This window comes from Serratia sp. FGI94, assembly GCF_000330865.1.
Classification (GTDB): domain Bacteria; phylum Pseudomonadota; class Gammaproteobacteria; order Enterobacterales; family Enterobacteriaceae; genus Serratia_B; species Serratia_B rubidaea.
In genome coordinates, this window is sequence record NC_020064.1 from 2,201,825 (window position 1) to 2,228,216 (window position 26,392).

The 26,392-nt window shown below is 61.5% G+C and carries 23 protein-coding genes; 7 read left to right on the forward strand and 16 right to left on the reverse strand.

Annotated elements, in window-relative coordinates:
- The first annotated feature begins 8 nt into the window (after nucleotides 1-8).
- Entirely contained in the window at nucleotides 9-320 is a 312-nt protein-coding gene (locus tag D781_RS10030) for a hypothetical protein (protein WP_015672203.1), read from the forward strand.
- 19 nt (nucleotides 321-339) lie between these two features.
- The gene (locus tag D781_RS10035; protein WP_015672204.1) at nucleotides 340-720 is read left to right on the forward strand and encodes a nuclear transport factor 2 family protein; all 381 of its coding nucleotides are present in this window, start codon (nucleotides 340-342) and stop codon (nucleotides 718-720) included.
- Between the two features lie 6 nt (nucleotides 721-726).
- Here the strand turns inward: D781_RS10035 and D781_RS10040 are convergent, their stop codons facing one another.
- On the reverse strand, nucleotides 727-1,104 hold the full coding sequence (locus tag D781_RS10040) for a RidA family protein (protein WP_015672205.1): 378 nt from the start codon (nucleotides 1,102-1,104) through the stop codon (nucleotides 727-729).
- A gap of 103 nt (nucleotides 1,105-1,207) precedes the next feature.
- On the opposite strand from D781_RS10040, the gene D781_RS10045 reads away from it, so the two are divergent.
- Nucleotides 1,208-2,059, forward strand: coding sequence for an aminoglycoside phosphotransferase family protein (locus D781_RS10045; protein ID WP_015672206.1), 852 nt, complete (start codon nucleotides 1,208-1,210; stop codon nucleotides 2,057-2,059).
- Here D781_RS10045 and D781_RS10050 read toward each other — a convergent pair.
- Together D781_RS10050 and D781_RS10055 are read right to left on the reverse strand one after the other, a co-directional pair.
- Nucleotides 2,024-2,524 carry a cupin domain-containing protein gene (locus tag D781_RS10050; RefSeq protein WP_015672207.1) on the reverse strand — a complete coding sequence of 167 codons (501 nt, stop codon included), beginning with the start codon at nucleotides 2,522-2,524 and terminating at the stop codon, nucleotides 2,024-2,026. The genes D781_RS10045 and D781_RS10050 overlap by 36 nt on opposite strands.
- Nucleotides 2,525-2,634: 110 nt before the next feature.
- Entirely contained in the window at nucleotides 2,635-3,810 is a 1,176-nt protein-coding gene (locus D781_RS10055) for a benzoate/H(+) symporter BenE family transporter (protein WP_041411793.1), read from the reverse strand.
- Nucleotides 3,811-3,919: 109 nt separating this feature from the next.
- Here D781_RS10055 and D781_RS10060 point away from each other — a divergent pair, with 109 nt between their 5' ends.
- A complete protein-coding gene (locus D781_RS10060) occupies nucleotides 3,920-4,477 on the forward strand; it encodes an XRE family transcriptional regulator (RefSeq protein ID WP_015672209.1) in 558 nt (185 codons plus the stop codon).
- 179 nt (nucleotides 4,478-4,656) lie between these two features.
- Nucleotides 4,657-6,750 carry a prolyl oligopeptidase family serine peptidase gene (locus D781_RS10065; protein ID WP_041411794.1) on the forward strand — a complete coding sequence of 698 codons (2,094 nt, stop codon included), beginning with the start codon at nucleotides 4,657-4,659 and terminating at the stop codon, nucleotides 6,748-6,750.
- 56 nt (nucleotides 6,751-6,806) lie between these two features.
- On the opposite strand, the gene dtpA is transcribed toward D781_RS10065, so the two are convergent.
- The 5 genes from dtpA to rsxD all read right to left on the reverse strand — a co-directional run bounded on the left by dtpA (nucleotide 6,807) and on the right by rsxD (nucleotide 11,980).
- Nucleotides 6,807-8,324 carry a dipeptide/tripeptide permease DtpA gene (gene dtpA / locus D781_RS10070; RefSeq protein ID WP_015672211.1) on the reverse strand — a complete coding sequence of 506 codons (1,518 nt, stop codon included), beginning with the start codon at nucleotides 8,322-8,324 and terminating at the stop codon, nucleotides 6,807-6,809.
- A gap of 595 nt (nucleotides 8,325-8,919) precedes the next feature.
- Nucleotides 8,920-9,561, reverse strand: coding sequence for an endonuclease III (nth, locus tag D781_RS10075; protein ID WP_015672212.1), 642 nt, complete (start codon nucleotides 9,559-9,561; stop codon nucleotides 8,920-8,922).
- The gene (locus D781_RS10080) at nucleotides 9,558-10,259 is read right to left on the reverse strand and encodes an electron transport complex subunit E (RefSeq protein WP_015672213.1); all 702 of its coding nucleotides are present in this window, start codon (nucleotides 10,257-10,259) and stop codon (nucleotides 9,558-9,560) included. The genes nth and D781_RS10080 overlap by 4 nt, the downstream gene beginning before the upstream one ends.
- Nucleotides 10,256-10,885 (reverse strand): electron transport complex subunit RsxG, encoded by a 630-nt coding sequence (gene rsxG / locus D781_RS10085; RefSeq protein ID WP_015672214.1) that lies wholly within the window; start codon nucleotides 10,883-10,885, stop codon nucleotides 10,256-10,258. The genes D781_RS10080 and rsxG overlap by 4 nt, the downstream gene beginning before the upstream one ends.
- A 9-nt stretch (nucleotides 10,886-10,894) precedes the next feature.
- Nucleotides 10,895-11,980, reverse strand: coding sequence for an electron transport complex subunit RsxD (gene rsxD, locus D781_RS10090; RefSeq protein ID WP_015672215.1), 1,086 nt, complete (start codon nucleotides 11,978-11,980; stop codon nucleotides 10,895-10,897).
- Between the two features lie 423 nt (nucleotides 11,981-12,403).
- Here rsxD and D781_RS10095 point away from each other — a divergent pair, with 423 nt between their 5' ends.
- Nucleotides 12,404-13,294 carry a helix-turn-helix domain-containing protein gene (locus tag D781_RS10095; RefSeq protein ID WP_015672216.1) on the forward strand — a complete coding sequence of 297 codons (891 nt, stop codon included), beginning with the start codon at nucleotides 12,404-12,406 and terminating at the stop codon, nucleotides 13,292-13,294.
- Nucleotides 13,295-13,430: 136 nt separating this feature from the next.
- On the opposite strand, the gene rsxC is transcribed toward D781_RS10095, so the two are convergent.
- The 8 genes from rsxC to D781_RS10135 all read right to left on the reverse strand — a co-directional run bounded on the left by rsxC (nucleotide 13,431) and on the right by D781_RS10135 (nucleotide 24,921).
- Complete coding sequence (gene rsxC / locus D781_RS10100; protein WP_015672217.1) at nucleotides 13,431-15,746, reverse strand: electron transport complex subunit RsxC; 2,316 nt, start codon at nucleotides 15,744-15,746, stop codon at nucleotides 13,431-13,433.
- Entirely contained in the window at nucleotides 15,739-16,314 is a 576-nt protein-coding gene (gene rsxB / locus D781_RS10105) for an electron transport complex subunit RsxB (protein ID WP_015672218.1), read from the reverse strand. The genes rsxC and rsxB overlap by 8 nt, the downstream gene beginning before the upstream one ends.
- Entirely contained in the window at nucleotides 16,314-16,895 is a 582-nt protein-coding gene (gene rsxA / locus D781_RS10110) for an electron transport complex subunit RsxA (RefSeq protein ID WP_015672219.1), read from the reverse strand. Before rsxA ends, rsxB begins: the two co-directional genes overlap by 1 nt.
- A 147-nt stretch (nucleotides 16,896-17,042) precedes the next feature.
- Complete coding sequence (locus D781_RS10115; protein ID WP_015672220.1) at nucleotides 17,043-17,480, reverse strand: DUF2569 domain-containing protein; 438 nt, start codon at nucleotides 17,478-17,480, stop codon at nucleotides 17,043-17,045.
- 140 nt (nucleotides 17,481-17,620) lie between these two features.
- Nucleotides 17,621-19,687 (reverse strand): carbon starvation CstA family protein, encoded by a 2,067-nt coding sequence (locus tag D781_RS10120; protein ID WP_015672221.1) that lies wholly within the window; start codon nucleotides 19,685-19,687, stop codon nucleotides 17,621-17,623.
- A 234-nt stretch (nucleotides 19,688-19,921) separates the two neighbouring features.
- The gene (locus tag D781_RS10125) at nucleotides 19,922-21,856 is read right to left on the reverse strand and encodes an exoribonuclease II (RefSeq protein WP_015672222.1); all 1,935 of its coding nucleotides are present in this window, start codon (nucleotides 21,854-21,856) and stop codon (nucleotides 19,922-19,924) included.
- 175 nt (nucleotides 21,857-22,031) lie between these two features.
- On the reverse strand, nucleotides 22,032-22,559 hold the full coding sequence (gene gloA / locus D781_RS10130) for a lactoylglutathione lyase (RefSeq protein ID WP_015672223.1): 528 nt from the start codon (nucleotides 22,557-22,559) through the stop codon (nucleotides 22,032-22,034).
- A gap of 52 nt (nucleotides 22,560-22,611) precedes the next feature.
- Nucleotides 22,612-24,921, reverse strand: a complete 2,310-nt coding sequence (locus tag D781_RS10135; RefSeq protein WP_015672224.1) for an FdhF/YdeP family oxidoreductase — start codon at nucleotides 24,919-24,921, stop codon at nucleotides 22,612-22,614.
- A gap of 268 nt (nucleotides 24,922-25,189) precedes the next feature.
- On the opposite strand from D781_RS10135, the gene dacD reads away from it, so the two are divergent.
- On the forward strand, nucleotides 25,190-26,356 hold the full coding sequence (gene dacD / locus D781_RS10140; protein WP_015672225.1) for a serine-type D-Ala-D-Ala carboxypeptidase DacD: 1,167 nt from the start codon (nucleotides 25,190-25,192) through the stop codon (nucleotides 26,354-26,356).
- Nucleotides 26,357-26,392: the final 36 nt, after the last annotated feature.

Genomic DNA, 26,392 nt, shown 5'->3' on the forward strand with positions numbered 1-26,392 from the left:
AGGGCGATATGATCGTACGCACCTGGCACGGCTGTGTGCCGCTACAACATCGGCAGGGCTTTGCCGATCATCTGGCTGTCACAGGCGTGCAGCATGCTAAGGCAACGGCTGGAAACTGTGGCGCTTTTGTCCGGCAGGAACTGCAGGGCGACTATGCGCACTTCTTTTTGGCGACGTACTGGGAATCGCTGGCGGCCATCAGGCTGTTTGCCGGCGAGAATTATCAGCAGGCGGTCACTTATCCGGATGATGAGGCATACGGTTTGATTTCAGACCCCTATGTGTTTCAGCACCGGGTGACGGAGATCGCCGCACTGTAACCACCGCGAGGAGAATGTGATGAACCATCGAACGTTACGACCGGAAGAGTTGGTGCAACAGCAGCTTGAGGCTCACAACGCGCGGGATATCGACGCTTTTCTCGCCTGTTGGGCCGAGGATGCGCAGTACTATCAACATCCTGACAAGCTGTTGGCCAGCGGCAAGGCGGAGCTACGCGAATACCATATCGCGCTGTTTCGCGAGCCGAGCCTGTTTGCCGAGCGCGTGAAGCGGATTGTGGTCGCCAATCAAGTGGTCGATCAGCTGCGGGTGACGCGTAACTTCCCGAACGGGCGCGGCAGTATGGACGTGCTGGTGAGCTATGAGATTAGCCAGGGAAAAATCGCCCGCGCCTGGATGACCGTCGGCCCCTGCGTGGTGGACGAAGGGGCGCTGTGACGCCGTTTACAGCGCGATAACGGCTTCAATCTCAACGTTTACGTCCGCAGAAAACAGCGCGCTGACGGCCAGCAGGGAGCAGGCCGGCAGCGCGTCCGCCAGTTTCTCCGCCAGCAGCGGACGCACCGCCGACAGGTCGGCGATATCGGTCAGAAAAATCGTCAGTTTAATCAGCCCCGTCAGGCTGCTGCCCTCATGGCGGGCGATGGCGTCCAGTTGCTGCAGGACGGCCTGCGTCTGTTGCGCGGCAGATGCGCCCTGCGCCTCGCCGCCGAACGCCGTCAGCCCGGAAACGTACAGCAGATCGCGGTGCCGTACCGCATGCACGTACGGGCCGCCGGGGACGGTCAAAAATGGGTAATTAATGCGTTTTGGTGCAGACATGGGTGATTTCTCCTTAAGGCGAAGGTGAAAAAGTCAGTACACTGGACGTTGGGGCGGCGCGTGCGTGCGCCCGCACTTTCAGCTATCAAGATGCGAGAGGGCGATGAATCAGGCTTTTACTCCCTATCTGCAGCGCTGGGCGTTGACGCCGGACGGTAAGGCGTTTGAAACCCATAGTAGCCTATTGATGCCGGTGCGCCATCAGGGGGCGCCGGCGATGCTGAAAATTGCCCGCGAACCGGAGGAAAAATTCGGCGCGGGGCTGATGTGCTGGTGGCAGGGCGACGGCGCGGCGCGGGTGCTGGCCGGCCACGGCGACGCGCTGCTGCTGGAGCGCGCGCAGGGGACGCAGTCGCTGACCGGGCTGGTGCGTGCCGGCGATGACGAACGGGCGACGGCGATCCTGTGCCAGGTGGTCGCCAGGCTGCACCGGCCGCGCGCGCAGCCGCTGCCGACGCTGATCCCGCTGGATCAGTGGTTCAGTTCCCTGTGGCCGGCGGCGCAGGCGCACGGCGGCATGCTGCGACTGAGCGCCAGCGTGGCGGCGGAGCTGCTGGGCAGCCCGCGCGAGCAGGGCGTGCTGCATGGCGATATCCACCATGACAACGTGCTGGACTTCGGCGAACGCGGCTGGCTGGCCATCGATCCCAAACGTCTGTACGGCGAGCGCGGTTTTGACTACGCCAACATCTTTTGTAATCCCAATTACGGCATCGCCACCGACCCGCAGCGCTTTCAGCGCCGGGTCGAGCAGATCTGCGCGCTGGCCGGCTTTGAGAAGCGGCGTCTGCTGCAGTGGATCCTGGCCTGGGCCGGGCTGTCCGCCGCCTGGTTTATGGAGGATGGCGATACGGCGGATATTGATTTCCGCGTGGCGGAACTGGCGGCAAACGCGCTGGGGCTGTCGCCGCCGGACGACTCAGGGTTCATCCTGCCAGTAATCGAGCGACGCTGAAGGCCGCTGCAGATAGCGTGCCTGATAGTCGCCGGTAAACGCCATCGCCTGATACTTGCCGGAATCCGGGTATTCCACCAGTTCCGGCTGCTCGCGGGTGCTGATGGACAGGTAGGTCAGCGGCGCGTCGGAGCTGTTGATCAACTGGTGCGGATAGTCTGGCCCCGGCGGGATAAAAATGGTATCGCCGGCGCTGACCGGCAGCATCTCGCCGGCGACGCGTAGGGTGCCGCAGCCTTCCAGAATGATAAACATCTCCTCCTGTCCGTAGTGGAAATGGTAAGGGCAGGAGCGTTTTCCGGGGGCGACGGTATCGATGGAGGCGCCGAGCTTGCTGGCGGCGGTGCCGGTGCCCAGCCGTGCCGATATGCTGTCGTACAGCGGCGGCCGGCTGTCGTGCCGTTTGGCGACCTGATGGTAATTGCGGATCAGTTTCTGGCGCAGCTGTGCGGCATGTTCAGACATAGATGCGTTACCTTGTCACGTTATCGCGAAATGGACGCTGTGCAGACGGGTTGCTGCCAACGCGTTGTTCTCCAGTTAAGCAGAAAACCCGCCCGGATGCGATCGCTCCCTCAGTGGTCGGCCCGCGCCGGCCACGCCAGCAGCAGATGGGCGAATACGCCGCCGGCCAGCCCCCAGAACGCCGCGCCGATGCCGAACAGCGTGACGCCGGAGGCGGTGATCAGAAAGGTAATCAGCGCCGCGTCACGCTGTCGCTCATCGTGCAGAGCGCGCTGCAGGCTGCCGCCGATGGCGCCCAGCAGCGCCAGCCCGGCGATGGTGTGGATCAGCGCCGCAGGCAGCGCACTGAGCAGCAGGCCGATGATGCCGCCAAACAGCCCGGCCAGCAGGTAAAAACCGCCGGCCGCCATTGCGGCCAGATAGCGCCGTTTGGGATCCGGGTGCGCCTCCGGCCCCATGCAGATGGCGGCGGTAATCGCGGCGATGCAGACGGAAAAGCCGCCGAACGGCGCCAGCAGCAGCGCGGTCAGCGAGGTCCAGCTAATCAGCGGTGAGGTGGGCACCTGATAGCCGGCGGCGCTGAGCGTGGCAATCCCCGGCGCATTCTGCGACGCCATGGTGACGATAAAGAACGGCACGCCGATCCCCAGCAGTGCGGAAAGGCTGAACTGCGGCGCGATAAATGCCGGCGGCGCAATGGCGCCCTGCAGCGGTATCGGCGCAATTGCGCCTTGCCACGCGGCGACCGCCAGCCCGGCCAGCAGCGTCAGCACGATGGCGTAACGCGGCAGCAGACGGCGCGCCAGCAAATACGTCAGACACATTGTGCCGGCCAGCGGCAGATTGCCCTGCAGCGCGCCGAAGGCGTCCAGCCCGAAGCGCAGCAGAATGCCCGCCAGCATGGCGGCGCAGATGGCCGGCGGAATAACGCGCATCAGGCGGGCGAACAGGCCGGTGATGCCACACAGCAGCATCAGCCCGGAGGCGAAGATAAACACGCCGACGGCTTCCGGCAGCGAGGTGCCGGGCAGGCTGGTGACCAGCAGCGCCGCGCCGGGAGTTGACCAGGCGGTAAGGATGGGGGTGCGGTAATACCATGACAGCCCCAGCGAGCTGACGCCCATCGCCAGCCCGAGCATGCTCAGCCAGCCGCCGATTTGCTGCGCGTCGGCGCCGGCCGCTGCGGCTGCCTGAAAGATAATCGCCGCCGAACTGGTATAGCCCACCAGTACGGCGACAAAGCCGGCGATCAACGCCGGCAGAAGTGTGCCGCTTGCCTGTTTCATCGTCTCCCCCGACGCCTGTGCGTTATAGCGCACGATCTGCGCCGAGCATAGCATTGTGCGTTATAGCGCACAAGGCGCTATAATCGGCGCAGTCACAGAAGGAGAAACCATGCAACCGATGAGCGGCCACCTGGCGCACACCCTGAAAACGCTGCGCCGCCAGCGCGGCTGGAGCCTGAGCCAGGCCGCCGAGCAAACCGGCGTCAGCAAGGCGATGCTGGGGCAAATCGAACGCGAAGAGTCCAGCCCGACGGTGGCGACGCTGTGGAAGATCGCCACCGGCTTTAACGTGGCGTTTTCCGCTTTTCTGGCGCCGTCATCACCGCCGCCGACGGTGCAACGCCAGGGTGCGCTGCCGGCCTTTATCCAGGAGAACGCCGCGATGCGCGTCACGCCGCTGTTCCCGTTTGACCCGCAGCTGGGCTTTGATATGTTCGCCATCGAGCTGGCGCCCGGCGCCTTCAGCGAATCGACGCCCCATGAACCGGGGGTGATTGAACATGTGGTGGTGCTGAGCGGAGAGCTGGAACTGGCGATCGAAGACCGCTGGCACCGCCTGGCGGCCGGTGAGGCGATGCGCTTTCAGGCCGACCGTCGCCATGCCTACCGCAACAGCGGCGCGCAGGCGGCACATATTCACGATCTGATCCACTATCCGCGGGCTTAATCCCGCACGCCGCGTTTTGACAGCCCGGCGGCGACGGGGTAGTTTGTTGATAATCACTCTCATTTGATTGTTTAACCGTGCCGGTTATGCCGCACAGCAAAAGGAGCTTGATGGTGCCGTTCGCTAATCGACGTCAATTTCTGAAACTCGGTGCACAAACCGCAGGAGCCGTTATCGCCATGACTTCACTGCCTAACAGTATCCGCCTTGCCATGGCGGGCGCGCAGCCGCCCGCTGACGATCAGCTGTGGCTGGAACCCCTACAGGGGAGCGAAGCGCTCAGCTGGGTCAAACAGCAGAATCAGCGCACGCTGCAGCGGTTTGCCCAGGGCCGCGCTTTTCCGCAGTTGGAAAAGCAGGTGCTGGACATTCTGAATAAAGAGACGCAGATCCCCTGGGTCCGTAAATATGGCGACTATTACTACAACTTCTGGCAGGACCAGAAAAACCCGCGCGGCCTGCTGCGCCGCACCACGCTGGATGAGTACCGCAAGCCGCAGCCGGCCTGGGAAACGGTGCTGGATATCGACGCGCTGGGCAAAGCGGAAGGGAAAGAGTGGGTGTATCACGGTTCACAGCCGCTGGCGCCCGAATACCGCTACTGCCTGATTAACCTGTCGCCGGACGGCGGCGATGCGGTGGAAGTGCGCGAGTTCGATTTACACGACAAACGCTTTGTCGAACAGGGCTTCCGTCTGCCGACGGCGAAAAGCGTGGTCTCCTGGGCCAGCGCTGACGAACTGTTTGTCGCCACCGATTTCGGCAGCGGCTCGCTGACCCACTCCGGTTACCCGCGCACGGTGAAGCGCTGGCGGCGTGGTACGCCGTTGGAGAGCGCAGAAGCGCTGTATCAGGCGCAGCCGGAGGATATGCGCGCCTATGCGTATCACGACGATACGCCCGGTTTTGAGCGCGACTATATCGTGCGCATGATCGACTTCTATCGGCAGGAAACCTTCTTGCTGCATGCCAATGGCGAGCAGCAGCGTATTGAGGTGCCGTCTGATGCGGAGATCAACAGCCATCGCGACTGGCTGCTGATTAAGCCGAGAAGTGACTGGCAGTTGGAGGGGCGGACTTATCCGGCCGGCGCGCTGCTGGCGGCCAAATTCGACGACTATCTGGCCGGCCGGCGTCGGCTGGAGGTGCTGTTTACCCCCAGCGCCAACCAGGCGTTGAGCGGTTATGGTTCGACGCGCGATCACCTGATCGTCGGCATCATGCAGGATGTGGTCAACCGTCTGGAGGTGCTGACGCCGCAGGGCGAGCGCTGGCAGTCGCGCCCGCTGGGCGTACCGGTTGAGCTGAGCACCGTCGCCGCCGGCGGCATTGACGATAAGACCAATGATTATTTTCTGACGGTCAGCGGATTCCTGCAGCCAACGTCGCTGTATCTGGGCAGTCTGGACGAGGAGGGCGAGCCGGAACTGCTGAAGCAGGCGCCACAGGACTTCGCCGCCGAGGATTATCAGGTCAGCCAGCATTTTGCCACGTCGCAGGACGGCACGCGGGTGCCTTATTTCCAGGTAGCGCGTAAAGGACTGCGGCTGGACGGTACTAACCCGACGCTGCTGTATGGCTATGGCGGTTTTGACGTCTCGCTGCTGCCGAGCTACCTGGGGGCGCGTGCGCCGACCTGGCTGGAGCGGGGCGGCGTGTACGTGATTGCCAATATCCGCGGCGGCGGCGAGTATGGCCCGGCCTGGCACCGCGCGGCGCTGAAGCAGAACCGCCACCGCGCCTATGAGGATTTTGCCGCCGTGGCGCAGGATCTGACGGATAGAAAAGTGACATCGTCACAAAAACTGGCGGCGCGCGGCGGCAGCAACGGCGGCCTGCTGGTCGGCAATATGCTGACGCACTACCCGCAGCTGTTCGGCTGTATCGTCTGCGAAGTGCCGCTGCTGGATATGCGGCGCTATACCAAACTGTCGGCCGGCGCGTCGTGGATTGCCGAATACGGCGACCCGGACAAGGCGCAGGAGTGGGAATACGTTCGCACCTTCTCGCCGTACCATAACCTGAAGGCGGACGTCGCCTATCCGCCGGTGCTGTTCCTGACCGCCACCAGCGACGACCGGGTTAACCCGGCCCACGCGCGCAAAATGGCGGCGCGCATGCAGCAGATGGGCTATCAGCAGGCGTACTTCTATGAAAATACCGCCGGCGGCCACAGCGCCGCGGCGGATAAGCAGCAGTCGGCGTTTAACGCCGCGCTGGTCAGCGAGTTTCTCTGGCACAGCCTGAACGGCGCAGACAAGACGGCAGGGTAAACGGCCGCATAAAAAAAGCCGGTCAACTGACCGGCTTTTGTGTGCCCAGAGAGCGGTTAGTGGCTGGTGGAGGTCGCCGGGACTTTTTGTGCGGCATCCTCGGGGTTGTCCAGCGTCATACGGTGCAGCTTCGGCGCGGTCAGCATCATCAGGATGGCGATCACCCCGGTGGCGATGCCGATCTGCAGGAAGACGTGGCTGTAAACCGCCAGCGAGGCGTGGGCGTCGTTGATCTCGCCGGCCGGGGAGGCGGTCAGACCGGCCACTTTACCGGCGATCAGCGCGGCGGCGGCGGTGGTCAGGAACCAGGAACCCATGATAAAGCCCATCAGGCGCTGCGGCACCAGCTGCGCCACCATTGCCAGACCCAGGCCGGAAATCATCAGTTCGCCGACGCTCTGCAGCGCGTAGCTCAGAATCAGCCAGTTTACGGAGACGATGCCGGCGTCGTTGGCGAAGCTGGCGCCCCAGGTCAGCACCAGGAAGGCGCCGGAACACAGGATCATGCCGAAGGCGAACTTGTGCGGCATCGGCAGGCGGTCGCCCATTTTATTGTACAGCGCCGCCAGAATCGGGCTGGCTACCATAATCCAGAACGGGTTCAGCGCCTGATACTGTTCCGGTTCAAAAGGAATGCTCAGAATGCTGTGCTCCACGTTATGAATCGCGAAGAAGTTCAGTGAGGTTGGCATCTGGGCGTAGAGCACGAAGAACACCACCGCTTCCAGCATCAGCAGGAAGGCGACGATCATCTTGCGGCGTGCCGCGCCGTGCATGGAGAAGGTCTCTTTGGCGAACACAATCACGATGCCGGCGGAGATAATCGCCAGCGCCCAGCGGGCGATCGTCTGGTTGTGCAGCAGCCAGGTGGAGATGGCGATCAGCGCCACGATACCGGCCAGCACCATCAGCAGTTTCGGCAGGTGCAGCGGTTTGAAGTCCGGCTTGGAGCCGTGCTGCTTCACCCACTTATGGCACATCATAAAGTTGACCAGGGTGATCAGCATACCGACCACGCTCAGGGAGAAGGCGACGCTCCAGCCGTATTTGGCCGCCAGCCACGGGGTGGCCAGCATCGACATAAAGGAGCCGATGTTCACCGACATGTAATACATGGTGAAGGCGCCGTCCAGACGCGGGTCATCTTTTTCATAGCAGGTGGACAGCAGCGCGGACGGGTTGGCTTTAAACAGGCCGCTGCCGACGGCGATGGCCGCCATACCGAGGTAAACCCAGAAGACCTCGTGGCCGGAGTAGGCCACCATGGCATAACCGGCCGCCAGCACCAGCGCCCCCAGCACGATTACGCGCTTGGTGCCGAGCACTTTATCCCCCAACCAGCCGCCGATGGCGACAAAGCCATACACCAGGGCGCTGAAAGAAGAGAACAGGGTGATGGAGTCGGCTTCGCTCAGGCCAAGCATCTTGACCAGGTACACTGCCATAATGCCCTGCAGGCCGTAGTAGCCGAAGCGTTCCCACAGTTCGATGGAGAAGATCAGATAGAATGCTTTCGGCTGTTTAAAAGCATTAAGACTGATGTCTTCCGGGTGTTTGTTGTTTGCTGTTGACACAAGTACCTCGATTTTTCACGACCCGTCATAAGTGACAGGAAAATACAAAAGGTGATGCCGAAAGCATCCTTCTGCGTTGTTATAAGATGGGATGACGGCGGTTAATGTTCACTATCTTTGTCAACCTGGCAAGCACTTTGTCATATTCGGTTACATATAACGGCGACGCAGGGAAATAACCATGTTGCAAATGTTATGCAGAATTAACGTTTGCATTTTTTTGTTTTACCGAGCTTTTGTTTTGTATAAAAGATATTCACGTCGATCGCAGTGATATGTTCTGCTATTTGTCTTTTTATTAGACCATATCAATAGCTGTGAGTGATAATCTGTTGCAATGTCATGCATAGTGGTTGTTTTGTAGAATTATAGAAATATCGCAAAGCATGTGACGTAGTTGTGAATTATTTGTTTCGATCGAATCGTGATGCAGGCCGCAATTTTATGCTAATTTTTCGCTTGAAATTAAGTGGAATATCAGATTCTGCGTAAACCCGCGTCATTGACACGGTTAATGCTGCGCAACGTCACATTTCTGATAAAAAAGAGGTGTCAGGAGGGGCGGCGCCGGACGCGGTATGCGCCCGGCGGCCGATCAGGCATCCGGATAGACTTTTTCTTTATATTCGCACAGGTCCTCAATCAGGCAGGAGCCGCAGCGCGGCTTACGCGCAATGCAGGTATAGCGCCCGTGCAGGATCAGCCAGTGGTGGCAGTCGACCTTGAACGCCGGCGGCACCACCTTCAGCAGTTTCTCTTCCACCTGATCGACATTTTTACCCGGTGCGAAGCCGGTGCGGTTACTGACGCGGAAAATATGGGTATCAACGGCGATAGTCGGCCAGCCGAAGGCGGTATTCAGCACCACGTTGGCGGTTTTGCGGCCGACGCCGGGCAGCGCTTCCAGCGCCGCGCGATCTTCCGGCACCTCGCCGCCGTGCTGCTCCAGCAGAATGCGGCAGGTTTTGATCACATTCTCCGCCTTGCTGTTAAACAGGCCGATGGTCTTGATGTACTCTTTGACGCCGTCCACGGCCAGCGCCAGCATTGCCGCCGGCGTATTGGCCACCGGATACAGCTTGGCGGTGGCCTTGTTGACGCTGACGTCGGTGGCCTGCGCCGACAGCAGCACGGCGATCAGCAGTTCGAACGGCGTGCTGAACGTCAGTTCGGTGGTAGGGTGCGGGTTGTTGTCACGCAGACGGGTCAGTATTTCCAGGCGTTTTTGTTTATTCATGAGGCTTTCTCTGGCTCTCCGTGCTCCGGCGTCGCATTGGCGGCGGTGGCCTGTGCCTTGCGCGCTTTCATCTTCTCATCAATCACATACTTTACCGCCAGCATCAGCCCGAGGCCGATAAAGGCGCCCGGCGGCAGCATCGCCAGCAGCAGCGGGCTGTCGAAATGCACCACTTCAATCCGCAGCACCTTGGCCCAACTGCCCAGCAGCATATCGGCGCCGTCAAACAGCGTACCGTTGCCGATCAGCTCGCGCATGGAGCCGAGCACGAACATCGCGCCGGTGGAGCCCAGGCCGATAAACAGGCCGTCGATCAGCGCCAGGTTGACCGGTTTTCTGGCGGCGACCGCTTCGGCGCGGCCGACTACGATGCAGTTGGTGACGATCAGCGGAATAAAAATCCCCAGCGACTGGTACAGGCCGAAAGCGTAAGCGTTGATCAGCATCTGCACGATGCTGACCGCGGCGGCGATAATCATCACGTAGATCGGGATGCGCACTTCGCTCGGCACCAGCCGCCGCAGGGCGGAGATGGAGCCGTTGGTGATCATCAGCACCAGCGTGGTCGCCAGCCCGAGGCCAAGGGCATTGGTGGCGGTGGAGGTCACCGCCAGCAGCGGGCACAGCCCCAGCAGCTGCACCAGCGCGGAGTTGTTCTTCCACAACCCCTGAATCATTAACTCTTTTGCTTCACTCATTGGCTGACTCCACAGGCCGGCAGATGGTCGAGTTTAGGCGGCAGCGTCTCCATATACAGCGCGGTGCGGCGTACGGCGTTGACCACCGCGCGCGGTGTGATGGTGGCGCCGGTGAACTGATCGAACATGCCGCCGTCCTTTTTCACCGCCCAGCGTTTATCATCCGGCCCGGCAATTTTCTGGTTACTGAAGAAGGTGATCCAGTTGCTGATACGCAGCTCAATTTTATCACCCAGCCCCGGTGTTTCATGGTGTTCAACCACCCGGCTGCCGAACACGGTGCCGCTGAAATCAGCGCCGACCAGCAGCTTTATCGCCCCGGAATAACCGTCCGGCGCGGTGGTTTCCAGCGCGGCGCCCACAGGCTTGCCCTGTTTGCGCGCCAGATACAGCCGGTGCGCGCCGGTATCGCCCAGCGACGGATCGCTGACCAGATAGCACTCCGCCTGCATATCATTATCGTAATGTTCGGGCGGCAGCACCTGATCGAGCAGGGCTTTTTGCTGCAGCGCCGCCTGGTGGGCGATGGTTTTCTGGGTCAGGCCGTTGACCACCGCGGTCATGCCGGTGGTGGCCGCAGCGAACAGGGCCAGCGTTGTGCCATGCTTGCGCATTGATTTTAGCATGATGGCTCCTTAGCGATGGCCGTAAACACGCGGCTGCGTGTAGTGATCGATCAGCGGTACGGTGATGTTCGCCAGCAGCACTGCGAAGGCCACGCCGTCCGGGTAGCCGCCGTACACGCGAATCAGCCAGACCAGCACGCCGATCAGCGCGCCGTAAATCAGGCGACCTTTCGGCGTGGTCGAGGCGCTGACCGGATCGGTGGCAATAAAGAATGCGCCGAGCATGGTGGCGCCGGAGAACAGATGGATCAGCGGTGACGCCTGATGCGCCGGGTCAAGCTGCCAGGCCAGGGTCGAGCACAGCGCAATGGCGGCCAGCATACTGAACGGAATCTGCCAGTGGATCAGTTTGCGCCCCAGCATAAACAGCCCGCCGGCGAGGAAACCGAGGTTCACCCATTGCCAGCCGACGCCGGCCAGCGTGCCGCCGAAGATTGGCGTCTGCAGCACCTGTTCTACCGAGTGGCCGCTGCGCAGCCCGGTTTTGAAGCCGTCTAGCGGCGTGGCCTGGCTGACGCCGTCAACGCCCATCTGCAGCTGGTGCAGGGTAAGCCCCTGGCCGGTCTGGCCGCTGAAAATGCTCAGCAGCACATCGTGAAACGGCAGTGCCTCGGCGCGCAGCGCTTCCGGCGGCAGCCAACTGGTCATCTGTACCGGGAAGGAGATCAGCAGCACCACGTAGCCGACCATCGCCGGGTTGAACGGGTTTTGCCCCAGACCGCCGTACAACTGCTTGGCGATCACGATGGCGAACAGCGTGCCGATAACCACCATCCACCACGGCGCCAGCGGCGGCAGGCTGATGCCGAGCAGCAGGGCGGTGAGCAGGGCGGAGTTGTCCGCCAGCCGGGCGCGCACCGGTTGCTTGCGCAGCGCCAGCACCGCGCCTTCCGCCAGCAGGGCGGTCGCCATAGCCAGCGCCGTCTGCACAAGGGAGCCATAGCCGAAGAACCAGATTTGCGCCGCCAGCCCCGGAATACAGGCCAGCATCACCCAGAGCATAATGCGGCTGGTGCTCTGCTGGTTGTGGGTAAAGGGGGAACTGGCGATATGTAAGCCTTTGGTGGCAGACTGTTTTACCGGCCTAAACTTCATAGAATCACTACACCTGTCTTTGCCGTATTGCGGCAGATTTAACGCGCCCAAGGCGGGCGCAGGAAAATTGAAACGCGCTAACCCATTGACGCGATGCTCTACAGAGCAGCCGCGTTGCACGGGAGGCGCAAACGCAGCATTCTACCTTATTCATACCAAGGGTAATACGCATTGATGATGAGGGTATTGGGTTTTTAGCACGTGTTGTTAGCTTTACCCGTGTCATCGTGTTGGTTTTATTTCGCCGCATTTTGCGTTAGCTTGATTCTGGACCGCCCGCGCGCCTAGTATAAAATCGTGCAGAACCCAATTCCACGCTGCTAACATGTTATTTTAGGTACATTTTTTCGCACAAAATATCAACCATGATATAATGTATACAGGTTACTATCCGAGTCTTACTAAGTTAGTGAATTGATAATAATGACGAATGAAGACATTTTTTTTATTGAAGAGCTGATCGAGTGGGTCGAAATACATCTGGAAACACGCCCGAATCTGGATGAAGTGGCACGCATCTCCGGTTACTCCAAATGGCATCTGCAACGTAAATTCAAGCGCATCACCGGCATTCAGCTGGCGACCTATATCCGCTCGCGGATCCTGACCCGCGCGGCGGTGGCTTTGCGCATCACCCACCGTTCGATTATCGATATCTCTGACGAACTGGGCTTTGATTCACAACAAACCTTTACCCGTATGTTTAAACAGCGCTTTGGCACCACGCCGAATCGCTACCGTTCCATGGATAAATGGGACGTGAAAAATCTGATGCCGCGCTTTAGCTTCGAGGCACAGTACGACAAAGGCTACTACCCGGAAGTCAAACGCCTGACGCTGCCGGAAATGCAGCTGGTCGGCTTCTCGCGCCAGCTGGATTTTGAAGAGCAGGAGATTGAGCATGACTCCTGTATGGCGATGAAAGATGAGATCTTTAACGATTTCTTCAAGGGGCTGGACGTCGGCTGCCGCAAGGTGTACAGCATTTACTCCGCGCGGCTGCAAAATGAGGGGCTGTGCTCCGGCATCCACTCGATGGCGGTTGAGGCGCAGCACCGCAAGGATATCGTGTCCGGTCACCATACCGATAATATTACGCTGCCGCCGCGGGAGTACATCTCGATTACCCATAAGGGGTCGGCAAAAGAGTGCATCCAATTTTTTGCCTACCTGAGCACGCATGTGATGCCCGGCTTGCGTCATGACGTGAAGGGTAGCGTGGAGATGGAGATTATCGAGATTAACCAATGGCAGATGGACTCTAAACTGCGTCAGATTGACGTTGACTATACCTACCTGATTTCTATCGACTAATTCCGCACGTCGGCCGACAATCCGCTAGCGCGGGGCCGCGTGGGGAATCTCCCGTGTTACGATCCTTTCTCTGCTGATTATCTTGCGTCTGCAATGCGGTAAAAACGCCTCGCAGAGCGCGAGGCGTTGGTCAGGGCTATTTCTCGGTTTCCGCCTGTTGGGCCGCTTTCTTGGCCTTCACGCGGGCGATGGCGGCGGCCACGGCGGCCTTGCGCGGGTCGGTTTCTTCCGCAGCGGCTGGCGCTTCAGCCGGTGCGTCGTCCGCCTGTTGAGCCGCCGCTTTCTTGGCCTTCACGCGGGCGATGGCTGCAGCGACGGCGGCCTTGCGCGGGTCGGTTTCTTCCGCAGCGGCTGGCGTTTTAGCCGGCGCATCGTCCGCCTGCTGAGCAGCCGCTTTCTTGGCTTTGGCGCGGGCGATGGCGGCAGCGACGGCGGCCTTGCGCGGGTCGGTTTCTTCCGCAGCGGCTGGCGCTTTAGCCGGCGCGTCGTCCGCCTGCTGGGCAGCCGCTTTCTTGGCCTTGGCGCGGGCGATAGCGGCGGCGACGGCGGCTTTACGCGGGTCAGTTTCTTCCGCAGCGGCTGGCGCTTCAGCCGGCGCGTCGTCCGCCTGCTGAGCAGCCGCTTTCTTGGCCTTGGCGCGGGCGATAGCGGCAGCGACGGCGGCTTTACGTGGGTCAGTTTCTTCCGCAGCAACCGGGGCCGGAGCTTCAGCCGGCGCGTCGTCTGCCTGCTGGGCGGCTTTTTTGGCTTTTACCCGCGCCAGCGCGGCGGCCACGGCGGCCTTACGCGGATCGTCAGCCTCGGCGGCGTCAACCGCCGGCGCATCAACCTGCTGTTGCGCTTTACGCTCCCGCGCCTGCGCCTTGCGCGCCTCGCGAGCGGCGATGGCGGCGCTGTTATCCGGCGCGGCGCCTGGCTGCACCTCGCCAACCGCGGCGTCGTTTTTGCTGCGTACCCGCGCTAGCGCCGCCTGAACGGCGCTTTGGTCATTATCGGTCAGTTTCACCGCCGCTTTTTTGTGGCGCTCTTCACGCGCCAGTTTCTCGCGCTCCATACGCGCCTGTTTAGCTTCGTAACGGGCTTTGGCTTCGGCGGCGCGCGCCGCTTCCTGATCGATCGCCTTGATCTCCGCCTTTTCCTGGCGGTAATACTGCACCAGTGGAATATTGCTCGGGCACACATAGGCGCAGGCGCCGCACTCGATGCAGTCAAACAGATTGTGCTGGCGCGCCTTGTCGTGTTCCTGGCCGCGGCTGAACCAGTACAGCTGCTGCGGCAACAGGCCGGCCGGACAGGCGTCGACGCACAGTCCGCAGCGGATACAGGACTGTTCCGGCTCCTGCGGCGCCATCTCATCGACGCTCGGCGCCAGCAGGCAGTTGCTGATTTTAACGATCGGCACGTTAAGCGCGGGCAGGGTGAAGCCCATCAGCGGGCCGCCCATCACCACCATCTGTTGGCTTTGCGGCCGGAAGCCGGCGAATTTCAGCAGATGTTCCACCGGGGTGCCGATGCGCGCCCACAGGTTGCCCGGCTGGCTCAGCGCCTCACCGGTCAGCGTGACCACGCGTTCGATTAACGGTTCGCCGTCGACGATGGCGCGCTTAATGGCGAAGGCGGTGCCGACGTTCTGCATCAGCACGCCGATGGCGGAAGAGTGTTTGCCGTGCGGCACCTCTTTGCCGGTCAGGATCTTGGTCAGCTGTTTGGCGCCGCCGGACGGGTATTTGGTCGGGATCACCCGCAGGCCGATGTCCGGATGCGCGCGCAGCGCCTCTTTGAGCGCGGCGATGGCCTCCGGCTTATTGTCTTCGATGCCGATCAGCGTCGTTTTGGGCTGCAGCAGATGGCGCAGAATATCGGTGCCCTGCAGAATTTCTTCCGCGCACTCGCGCATCAGGCGGTCGTCGGCGGTGATATAGGGTTCGCACTCGGCGGCGTTGAGGATCAGCGTTTCCACGCCGTGAGCGCCGCCCTGCAGCTTACTGGCGGTGGGGAAGCCGGCTCCGCCCAGCCCGGCGATGCCGGCCTGATGAATGCGCTGAATCAGCTCGTCCGCCGCCAGCTGGCGGAAGTCGGCCGCCGGCTGACGTTCACACCAGCGGTCTTCGCCGTCGGGGCGGATAATCACGCACAGTTCGGCCAGGCCGGACGGGTGAGCGGTGATATGCGGTTTGATGGCGATCACCGTACCGGAGGTCGGCGCATGCACCGGCAGCGTACGGCCGCGGCCCATGGTCAACGGCTGGCCTTTCAGTACGCTGTCGCCGGCCTGCACCAGCAGTTCGCCTTCCGGCCCCAGGTGCTGCTGCAGCGGAATAATAAAGGTATCGGGCAGCGGGGCGGTGCGCAGCGGTGCGCCGCTGGACTGTGTCTTCATTTCAGGTGGATGGATCCCGCCGTCGAAATCCCAAATGCGATCTTTTTTAAAGGCGGTGAACAGATTAAACATGTTGCTCCACGTGAATGACTTGCACCGGGATAGTTTTCATATCCCATTTCCAGTTGGCGGTGGTGGCGGCGACCGGCACCATTTCAATACAGTCGGTCGGGCACGGCGCGACGCACAGGTCGCAGCCGGTGCACTGATCGGCAATAACGGTATGCATGGCGCGGGTGGCGCCGACGATAGCGTCGACCGGGCAGGCCTGAATACATTTGGTGCAGCCGATGCAGTTGGCTTCGTCGATAAACGCCACTTTGCGCACCGGCTGGGCGACCTCTTCGCCGCCGTCCAGCGGCTGGGGTTCAACGTTGAGCAGCTCGGCCAGCTTCAGCATCACCTGCTCGCCGCCCGGGGCGCATTTGTTGATCATCTCGCCGTTGGCGACCGCCTCGGCGTAGGGACGGCAGCCGGGGTAGCCGCACTGGCCGCACTGGCTTTGGGGCAGGATTTCGTCGATCTGCTCGGCAACCGGATCTTCTTCCACTTCAAAACGGCGCGCGGCAAAGCCGAGCACCACGCCAAACAGCAGCCCGAGGGCGCTTAATGCCGCAATGGCAATCCACAACGCGCTCATTAGAATTTCACCAGACCGGTAAAGCCCATAAAGGCCAGAGACATCAGCCCGGCGGTGATCAGCGCGATGGAGGAGCCGCGGAACGGCGCAGGCACATCGGCAACCGCCAGACGCTCACGGATGGCGGCGAACAGCACCATCACCAGCGAGAAGCCCGCCGCGGCGCTAAAGCCGTAAACAGCGGACTGCAGGAAGTTGTAGCCCAGGTTGATATTGAGCAGCGCCACGCCGAGCACCGCGCAGTTGGTGGTGATCAGCGGCAAGAAGATGCCTAACAGGCGGTACAGCGCCGGGCTGGTTTTACGCACCACCATTTCGGTGAACTGCACCACCACGGCGATAACCAGGATAAACGCCAGCGTGCGCAGATAGATCAGATCGAGCGGCACCAGAATAAAGGTATTGATCACCCAGGAGCTGATGGAGGCCATCGTCATCACAAAGGTGGTCGCCATGCCCATGCCGATGGCGCTCTCCAGCTTCTTGGAGACGCCCATAAACGGGCACAGGCCAAGAAACTTCACCAGGACAAAGTTGTTCACCAGTACGGTGCCGACAAAAAGAAGCAGGTATTCGGTCATTGCAACGCCTAAAAAAAGAAAAGCCGCTTATTATCGGAAATCAGCGGTAGAACGACAACCAATGAATCGCAGCGATAATACATTTTTGCCGTGAACTGGTCAAAAAACGCACGAATAACCGTTCAGATCGTGCGTTTCCCACCGTAATTATTCGGTAAAAGTATGTTTCACCCGCTGTGAACGGCGCAGATAAGGAACAAAAATCGCCGCCATCAGCAGCGGCCAGCCCAGGCTGCGCACCGCCACTTCGTCGGGAATCGGCGCGAAGGCGAAGGATTTAATCGCCAGCAGCACGGTAATCAGCAGCCACACCAGAAACAGTTTGGGAAAGCGCTGCGAGCGGTGGCAGAACAGCCACAGCAGCCACAGGGTGAAGACCCACATCGCCAGCGTCGTCAGCACGGAGAAATACCACTGCAGCGTAAAAGCCTGCGCGTTGGTCAACAGATAGTCGCGCGATTCCGGCGTGATAATCGCCATCGCGTACAGCACCAGCATCAGGCTGGCGCTGAGCAGGGTAACGATCAGATAGGCCATGGGGGCGAGCAGCCAACCGCCAATGCGATTGTATTCAGCGTGAGACATAAACGGCTTCCTGGATAACGGGTTAAGGCAAACTGCGCCATAGAGTAGCGGGTAATGCCCACGCCGTCATCTCCATGCGTGCGCTGTGGGTCGGGGAAAGCATTGCCGCCGGTTGACGGCAATGCTGATTAACCGGCGCTTCAGGCCTGGTGGGTTTCTTCCCGCAGCGTTACCGGGCTTTCCTGCACCGTCGGCGTATTGGAGCGCAGCGCGCGGCGGATCACGAAGAAGGCCGAGATCAGCATGGTGACGGCCACCAGCATAAAGAACCCGCAGAGCGCGGCGTTAATCTGGTTGCTGAACACGATGGTCTGCATATCCTGCAGCGTTTTGGCCGGCGCGATAATTTCCCCTTGCTCAATGCCGGCGGAGAATTTCTTCGCCTGCGCCAGGAAGCCGATGCTCGGTTTTTCGTGGAAAATCTTCTGCCAGCCGGCGGTCATCGAGGTGATGAACAGCCAGACGGTGGGCACGATGGTGACCCAGGCGTAGCGCTGCTTCTTCATCTTGAACAGCACCACGGTGCCGAGGATCAGCGCCATGGAGGCCAGCATCTGGTTGCCGATGCCGAACAGCGGCCACAGGGTATTGATGCCGCCGAGCGGGTCGATGACGCCCTGATAGACGAAGAAGCCCCAGCCGGCAACCGCTACGGTGGTGCCGGCCAGGTTGCCGAACCAGGAGCGGTTGTTCGCCAGGCGTGGAACTGCCACGCCCACCAGATCCTGCACCATAAAGCGGCAGGCGCGGGTGCCGGCGTCGACGGCGGTCAGAATAAACAGCGCCTCAAACAGAATGGCGAAGTGATACCAGAAGGCCATCATCGTGCGGCTGTTGAACACCTCGCTGATAATATGCGCCATGCCGACGGCAAAGGTCGGCGCGCCGCCGGCACGTGACAGCACCGAGGTTTCGCCCACTTCCTGGGCGATCAGCGCCAGCGTCTCCGGCGTCACCACAAAGCCCCAGCCGTTGATCACCTGCGAGGCGTTTTCCACCGTGGTGCCGATCAGCGCCGCCGGCGAGTTCATGGCGAAGTAGACGCCGGGATCCAGCACCGAGGCGCAGATCAGCGCCATAATGGCGACGAAGGATTCCATCAGCATCGCGCCGTAGCCGATAAAGCGCATATGGCTTTCCCGCTCCACCAGCTTCGGCGTGGTACCGCTGGACACCAGCGCGTGGAAGCCGGAGATGGCGCCGCAGGCGATGGTGATAAACAGGAACGGGAACAGCGCGCCGGAGAATACCGGGCCGCTGCCGTCAATAAAGCGCGATACCGCCGGCATTTTCAGCTCCGGCATGGCGAAGACGATGCCCACCGCCAAACCGATAATCACGCCGATCTTCATAAAGGTCGACAGATAGTCGCGCGGCGCCAGCAGCAGCCAGACCGGCAGCACCGAGGCGACAAAGCCGTAAATCACCAGCACCCAGGTCAGCGTGGTGCCGTGCAGGGTAAAGAACGGCCCCCAGTAAGGGTGCTGCGCCACGTTGCCGCCGTAGATAATCGCCAGCAGCATCAGCACAAAGCCGATCAGCGAGATTTCGGCAATTTTGCCGGGGCGGATAAAGCGCATGTAAATGCCCATAAACAGCGCGATAGGAATGGTGGCGGCGATGGTAAACAGCCCCCACGGGCTGTCCGCCAGCGCTTTGACCACCACCAGCGCCAGCGCCGACAGGATGATGATCATTACCCCCAGCGCCCCCAGCATGGTGATCACCCCGGCGAAGGCGCCCAGCTCCTGTTTGGCCATCTCCCCCAGCGAGCGGCCGTCGCGGCGGGTGGAGATAAACAGCACCAGAAAATCCTGCACCGCCCCGGCCAGCATCACGCCGACCAGGATCCAGATGGTGCCGGGCAGGAAGCCCATCTGCGCGGCCAGTATCGGGCCGACCAGCGGACCGGCGCCGGCGATGGCGGCAAAGTGGTGGCCGAACAGCACCCACTTGTTGGTGGGCACGTAGTCCAGGCCGTCGTTGTGCCGTTCGGCGGGCGTCAGCCGGCGGTCATCCAGTTCGAACACCTTCTTGGCGATAAACAGGCTGTAGAAGCGGTAGGCGATGCTGTAACAGGCGACGGACGCCACCACCAGCCAGACCGCATTCACGTGTTCGCCGCGGCTGAGCGCCAGCATGGCGAACGCGCCGGCACCGACTAACGCCACCACCAGCCAGATAATTCCGGACTTGACGTTCTTCATGGTAAACAACTCCTTGGTGTGCAGAGAGATAAACAGAGAGGTTGTTATGGGTAATGAATACAGCTTAAAAATAGGAGTTTTAGGCGGGAAAAGAAGTCGTTCGGCGAAGAAATGTGAGGCTAGTATTGTTTTATTGTAAAAACAATGTGATGAAACACCGTCGGCGGCCAATAAAAAGGCCGGGCGTCAGCCCGGCCTGGTCATGATTGCGCTCCCGGAGGGGAGTGCGGAGGCTTACGCCGCCGGCTTGGCGATCACGTTGCGGGTTTCCATACGGACTTCCGCAATGTTGACCTGCAGCGTATCGCTCTGGCGATAAACCACTTCGCCTTTCACCTGCACGCTGCCGGTATCCTGGCTGCACACCAGCTCATCGCGCACCGCATGGATAAACGGCGCCGGGATAAAGGCGACCGCGCCGTTATCCAGCAGGCGTACGCGCAGGCCGCCGCGCGTCACGTCGATAATCTCCGCATTGAAGCGGGTATCGGTGCCGGCTTTGTCCTGCAGGAAGCGGGCATACAGCCAGTCGCCGACGTCGCGTTCCGCCATGCGGTTGGCGCGGCGGCGTTCCGCCAGCTGCAGCGTCATGGCGTCCTGCGGTTTTTCCGCCGGCTGGCCGCTGATGATCGCTTTCAGCAGGCGATGGTTGACCATATCGCCGTATTTACGGATTGGCGAGGTCCAGGTGGCGTAGGCTTCCAGCCCCAGGCCAAAGTGCGGGCCTGGCTCGGTGCTGATCTCCGCAAAGGTCTGGAAACGACGGATGCGGCTGTCGAGGAACTGGGTCGGCTGGGCGTCCAGATGACGGCGCAGTTCGCAGAAGCCGTCCAGCGTCAACAGCTTGCCGGCATCGGCTTCCACGCCGTTGGCCTGCAGTACGGTGACCGCCTGCTCAACCAGCGCCGGATCGAAGCCGTTATGCACGTTGTAGATGCCGAAGCCCAGGCGGTCGCGCAGCACGATGGCGGCGCAGACGTTGGCGGCGATCATGCACTCTTCCACGATGCGGTTGGCGATGCGGCGCTGCTCGGTGATGATATCCAACACTTCGCCCTGTTCGCCCAGCACGAAGCGGTAGTCCGGCCGGTCCTTGAACACCAGCGCATGCTGGTGACGCCAGGCGCTGCGCGCGGCGCAGACGCGCTGGAGCAGGGTAATCTGCTGTGCGATGGCGTCGCTTGGCGGCTGCCAGTCGCCGATGCCTTCCAGCCAGTCGGAGACTTCGTCGTACACCAGTTTGGCTTTCGATTCGATCTCGGCGGCGAAGAAGTGAATATCGTCGCCGAGCGCGCCGTCGGCGGCGAGGGTGACGCGACAGGCCAGCACCGGACGGCGCTCATTGGCGCGCAGCGAGCACAGGTTGTCGGACAGATCGCGCGGCAGCATCGGGATATTGAAGCCCGGCAGGTAGTTGGTGAAAGCGCGGACGCGGGCGATATCGTCCAGCGCGCTGCCCTCATCAACAAAGGCGGTCGGATCGGCGATGGCGATGGTCAGCTGCAGCGTACCGTCGGCGTTCTCCTGCACCAGCAGGGCGTCGTCCATATCCTCGGTGCTGGCGCTGTCGATGGTGACGAAATTCAGCGCGGTCAGATCTTCACGCGGCAGCGCGTCGTTTGGCGCGTGGGTTGCCGCCATCTCCGGCGCTTCTTTCTCCAGATTGTGGCGCGCCAGCGTCACCCACCACGGCACGAAGTGGTCATCGGCGTGGGTGATGTACTGCGTCAGTTCGGCGTAAAAGGTGCGGTCGCCCTTGAGCGGGTGACGGCGCATCTCGGCCACCGCCCAGTCACCGGCCTGGAAGTCGTGGCTCAGGCCGCGCGCGGGGCGGCACTGAATGGCGTCCTTCAGCAACGGATGGTCCGGCACGATCGACAGGCGGTCGTCCTTTTTCTGCACCCGGCCGACAAAGCGCGTCAGGAACGGCTCGACCAGCGAGTCCGGCTCGGCGATTTCGCGCTCTTTTTCCGTATGCAGCGTGGCGACGATGCGATCCCCGTGCATGACTTTTTTCATGTGCGGCGGTGGGATGAAATAGCTCTTTTGACCGTCTACCTCAAGAAAGCCAAAGCCTTTCTCAGTACCTTTTACCACGCCTTCAACGCGCGGGGTCTGAGAGTGAAGTTGCTGTTTAAGCTGCGCCAGCAGCGGGTTATCTTGAAACATATCGTCCAGTGAATGGGTTGTGAGTGGCAAGATTTGCGGCTGACAGTTTTACGCGAATCACCCGCTGCGGGCAAGCCTGACGTCACGCTTTTCCCGGCCGGGCGGGCTATTTTTGCCCATTCTGCGGGCGAGGGGGAAAGCGTCCCGGCCGTGTGGGGCCGGGACGGCGGGGCCGTTATGCCTGCAGCGGCGTCGGCTGCAGGATCTCAATCCAGTAATCGTCCGGATCTTTGATAAATGCCACGTAGTTCATCCGCCCTTCGTGCAGGCGTTTCTGGAAGGTGACGCCCATCTGCTCAAAACGCTCGCAGGCGGCGCGCACGTCCGGCACGGTGACGCACAGGTGGCCGAAGCCGCGCGGCTCGCCGTTGCCGTTATGGTAGCTGAAGTCCGGCTGCGTTTCCGTGCCGTGGTTGTGCGTCAGCTCGAGGATCCCCGGCTGGCTCAGCGCCCACTGCTTGCGCTGCTCGTCGTCCTGCGGGATCTGATCGCGCGGCACGCGGGCCAGATACACGATGGTGAACGCCGCTTCGGCGAAGTCTTCTTTGTACACCGGCGTAAAGCCCAGCACGCGGGTATAGAAATCCAGCGCTTTGCTCAGATCCTTAACGCGGATCATGGTGTGGTTAAACACATAGCCGTCGGTGGCGTTTTCCGGCTGGGCGGTAACGCCCGGCAGGTTTAATAAATCGTTCAGAGGCATCGTTTTTCTCCTTGCTGCCTGGTCTGTGACGCTGTGCCGAGTATACCCTGTCTTACAGGAGGCGTGTGCCCGACGGTAACATCTGGCAACGTCTGATAACAACCGGAACGGATTTTGAGGTCGGCGTGCCGGTTTCGTCGCCAAAGCTCGACAGCGGCACCAGCGGGTTGGTTTCCGGGTAGTAGGCCGCCAGGTTGCCGCGCGGAATGGCGTAGCTGACCAGTTTGAAGCCGGTGACCCGGCGGGTAATGCCGTCATGCCAGCGGGTCTCAATCTCGACGTGCTCCCCCTCGCTCAGCCCCAGCTGCGCCAGATCCTCCGGGTTGATAAACAGCACCTCGCGCTGGCCGTACACGCCGCGGTAGCGGTCGTCCAGCCCGTAAATGGTGGTGTTGTACTGGTCGTGGGAGCGCAGCGTCTGCAGGGTGAAGGCGTCCGGCGCGCTGTCCTCCGCCGGCGGATGCTGCGCCGGCAGCGGGGCGGCGCTGAACTCCGCCTTGCCGCTGGGGGTGGCGAAGCGCAGTTCGGCGGCGGCGTTGCCCAGATAGAAGCCGCCGGGGATCTCACAGCGCTGGTTAAAGTTGTCGAAGCCGGGCAGCGTGGCGGCGATATGCTCGCGGATCAGGCCGTAATCCGCCGCCAGCGCCTGCCAGTCGAGACGCTGGTTGCCCAGCACCGCGTCGGCGATGCCGCAGACGATGGCGGTTTCCGAGCGCTGGGTCGCCGCCAGCGGCGGGCTGATGCCCTCCGATGCATGCACCATGCTGAACGAGTCCTCCACCGTAATAAACTGCGCGCCGCCGGCCTGGATATCCTGCTCGGTGCGTCCCAGCGTCGGCAGGATCAACGCATCGTTGCCGACGTACAGGTGGCTGCGGTTCAGCTTGGTGCTGATCTGCACCGTCAGCGCGCAGTTTTGCAGGGCGCGGGCGGTGCGTTCGCTGTCCGGTGCGGCGGCGGCCAGATTGCCGCCGAGCGCCAGCAGCACCTTGACCTCGCCGCGCAGCATCGCCTCAATGGCCTGCACCGTGTTATGGCCGGGCTGGCGATTGGGGCTGAAGTTAAAGCGTTGCGCCAGGCTGTCGAGCAGCGCCGTCGGCGCCTTCTCGTCGATACCGACCGTGCGGTTGCCCTGTACGTTGCTGTGGCCGCGTACCGGGCACAGGCCGGCGCCCGGCTTGCCCAGCTGGCCGAACAGCAGCTGCAGGTTGGCGATCTCGCGTACCGTTGCCACCGAGTGCTTGTGCTGGGTAATGCCCATCGCCCAAGTGCAAATCACCCGTTTGGCGCCCTGATAAATCGACGCCGCCTCGCGCAGCTGCGCCTCGCTCAGGCCGGACTGGGCGACGAGAGTCTCCCAGCGGCAGGCGTCAACCTGCGCCAGATAGGCGGTGACGCCGACGGTATGCTGCTCGATAAACGCCATATCAAACAGCGGCGGCAGGCCGTCCGCCAGCTGCTGACGGTGGGTTTCCAGCAGCGCCTTCACCATGCCGCGCACCGCCGCCATATCGCCGCCCAGTTTCGGCTGATAATAGGCGGAACTGATCGGCGTGGCGGCCGGCGTCAGCATCTGCAGCGGGCTTTGCGGGTCGGCGAAGCGCTCCAGCCCGCGCTCGCGCAGGGTATTAAAGCTGACGATGCGCGTGCCGCGGTCGGCCGCCTGCTTCAGGCTGTGCAGCATACGTGGGTGGTTGGTGCCGGGGTTCTGGCCAAACACCAGGATAGCGTCGGCCTGATTAAAGTCATCCAGGCGCACGGTGCCTTTCCCGACGCCGATGCTCTGTTTCAGCCCGATGCCGCTGGCTTCGTGGCACATATTGGAGCAGTCGGGAAAGTTGCTGGTGCCCAGCATGCGGCCGAACAGCTGGTAAACGTAGGCGGCTTCATTGCTGGCGCGGCCGGAGGTATACAACTCCAGCTGCGACGGGTTGTCCAGGCGCGCGATATGCTGCGCGATCAGCGCAAAGGCCTCTTGCCATGAAACGGGGCAGTAATGGTCGCTGGCGGCGTCGTAGCGCATCGGATGGGTCAGCCGCCCCTGATATTCGAGAAAATAGTCGCTCTGGCGGCGCAGCGTGCTGACGCTGTGGGCGGCGAAAAATGCCGGCGTCACCGCCTGACGGGTGGCTTCCCAGCTGACCGCCTTGGCGCCGTTTTCGCAAAAGTTAAAGGTACTGTGACTGTCATCGCCCCAGGCGCATCCCGGGCAGTCGAAACCGCGCGCCTGATTGACGCGCAGCAGGTTGCGGATATTTTTCAGCACCTGCTTGCTGTCGCGCAGGTAACGGGTGGTGGAGGCTAATGCGCCCCAGCCGCCGGCCGGTGAGGTGTAGGGTTTGATTGCAGGTTTGAATTTCATCTTATTATTCGCCGCAGGTTTTTGTAATGAAAAGGTGAAATTATTTTTAAATATTTGCTGATAATCGGCGCCAGTGTAGGCAGACGCGCGGTGGGCGTCTAATAAACTGTGCCAATGGCGCCATAGACGCGGTTTATTACCGGGCGGGAGTAACGCATACAAATGGTTGCACTCTGTTATCTGCTGCAAAAGACTGGCGATTCCGCTGCCGCGCCGTTTGGTGCAGTCTAGCCCGGCTAAAATAGAATGATATGAAGAGGATATATTTGTGAAGCCTAGTGTATTGGCCGTTGTATGTGGAATGTTACTGCCGCTGGCAGCCCAGGCGGCGGCGCCGGCGCAGAGTATGGCGCTGACTCCGCCGGCAATCGATGCGGCTTCGTATGTCCTGATGGACTCGGTGACCGGCCAGATCCTGGCGCAGGATCATGCCGATGAGCGGCGCAACCCCGCCAGCCTGACCAAACTGATGACCGGGCTGGTGGTCGACCACGCGCTGGACCAGCATAAAATCAGCCTGGACGACGTGGTGACGGTGGGTCAGGATGCCTGGGGCGCCGGCAATCCGGTGTTCAAAGGCTCTTCGCTGATGTTTTTAAAACCAGGTGACAGGGTCACGGTGCGCGATCTCAGCCGCGGCATTATTATCGACTCCGGCAATGACGCCTGCGTGGCGATGGCCGACTACGTAGCCGGCAGCCAGTCGGCCTTTGTACAGCTGATGAACCAGAAAGCGGCGCAGCTGGGGCTGAAAAACACCCACTTTGAAACGGTGCACGGCCTGGATGCGCCGGGGCAGTTCACCACCGCCGGCGACCTGGCGCAGATAGCGCGGGCGATCATCCTGAGCGAGCCGGAGGAGTACCATATGTACAGCGAAAAATCGCTGACCTGGAACGGCATCACCCAGCAGAACCGCAACGGTCTGCTGTGGGATAAAACGCTGCACGTCGACGGCCTGAAAACCGGCCACACGGCATCGGCGGGCTTCAACATTATCGCCTCCGCCACCGAGGGCAACCGCCGGATGATCGCGGTGGTGATGGGCGGTAAAAGCTCGAAGGGGCGTGAAGAGCAGGCGCGTAAGCTGCTGACCTGGGGGCTGCGTGACTTTGACACCGTTCAGGTGTTCAAGGCCGGCGCCGCGCTGGGTAATGAGACGGTCTGGTACGGCGATAAATCGCAGGTGCAGGTGGGCGTCAGTCAGGATCACGTCCTCAGCCTGCCGAAGGGCGAGATGGAGAAGCTGAAAGCCCAGTATGTGCTGAATGGCAAGCGTCTGGAAGCGCCGCTGAAGGCGGGACAGACCGTCGGGGAAGTGCGCCTCAGCGACAACGGCCAGCAACTGGCGACGCTGCCGCTGGTGGTGCTGCAGCCGGTGAATCAGGGCGGCGTCTTCTCACGCCTGGCGGATTACGTCAAACTCAAACTATAACGCCTCCCGCCCGGACCCGGCTGACGCAGTGCGGGT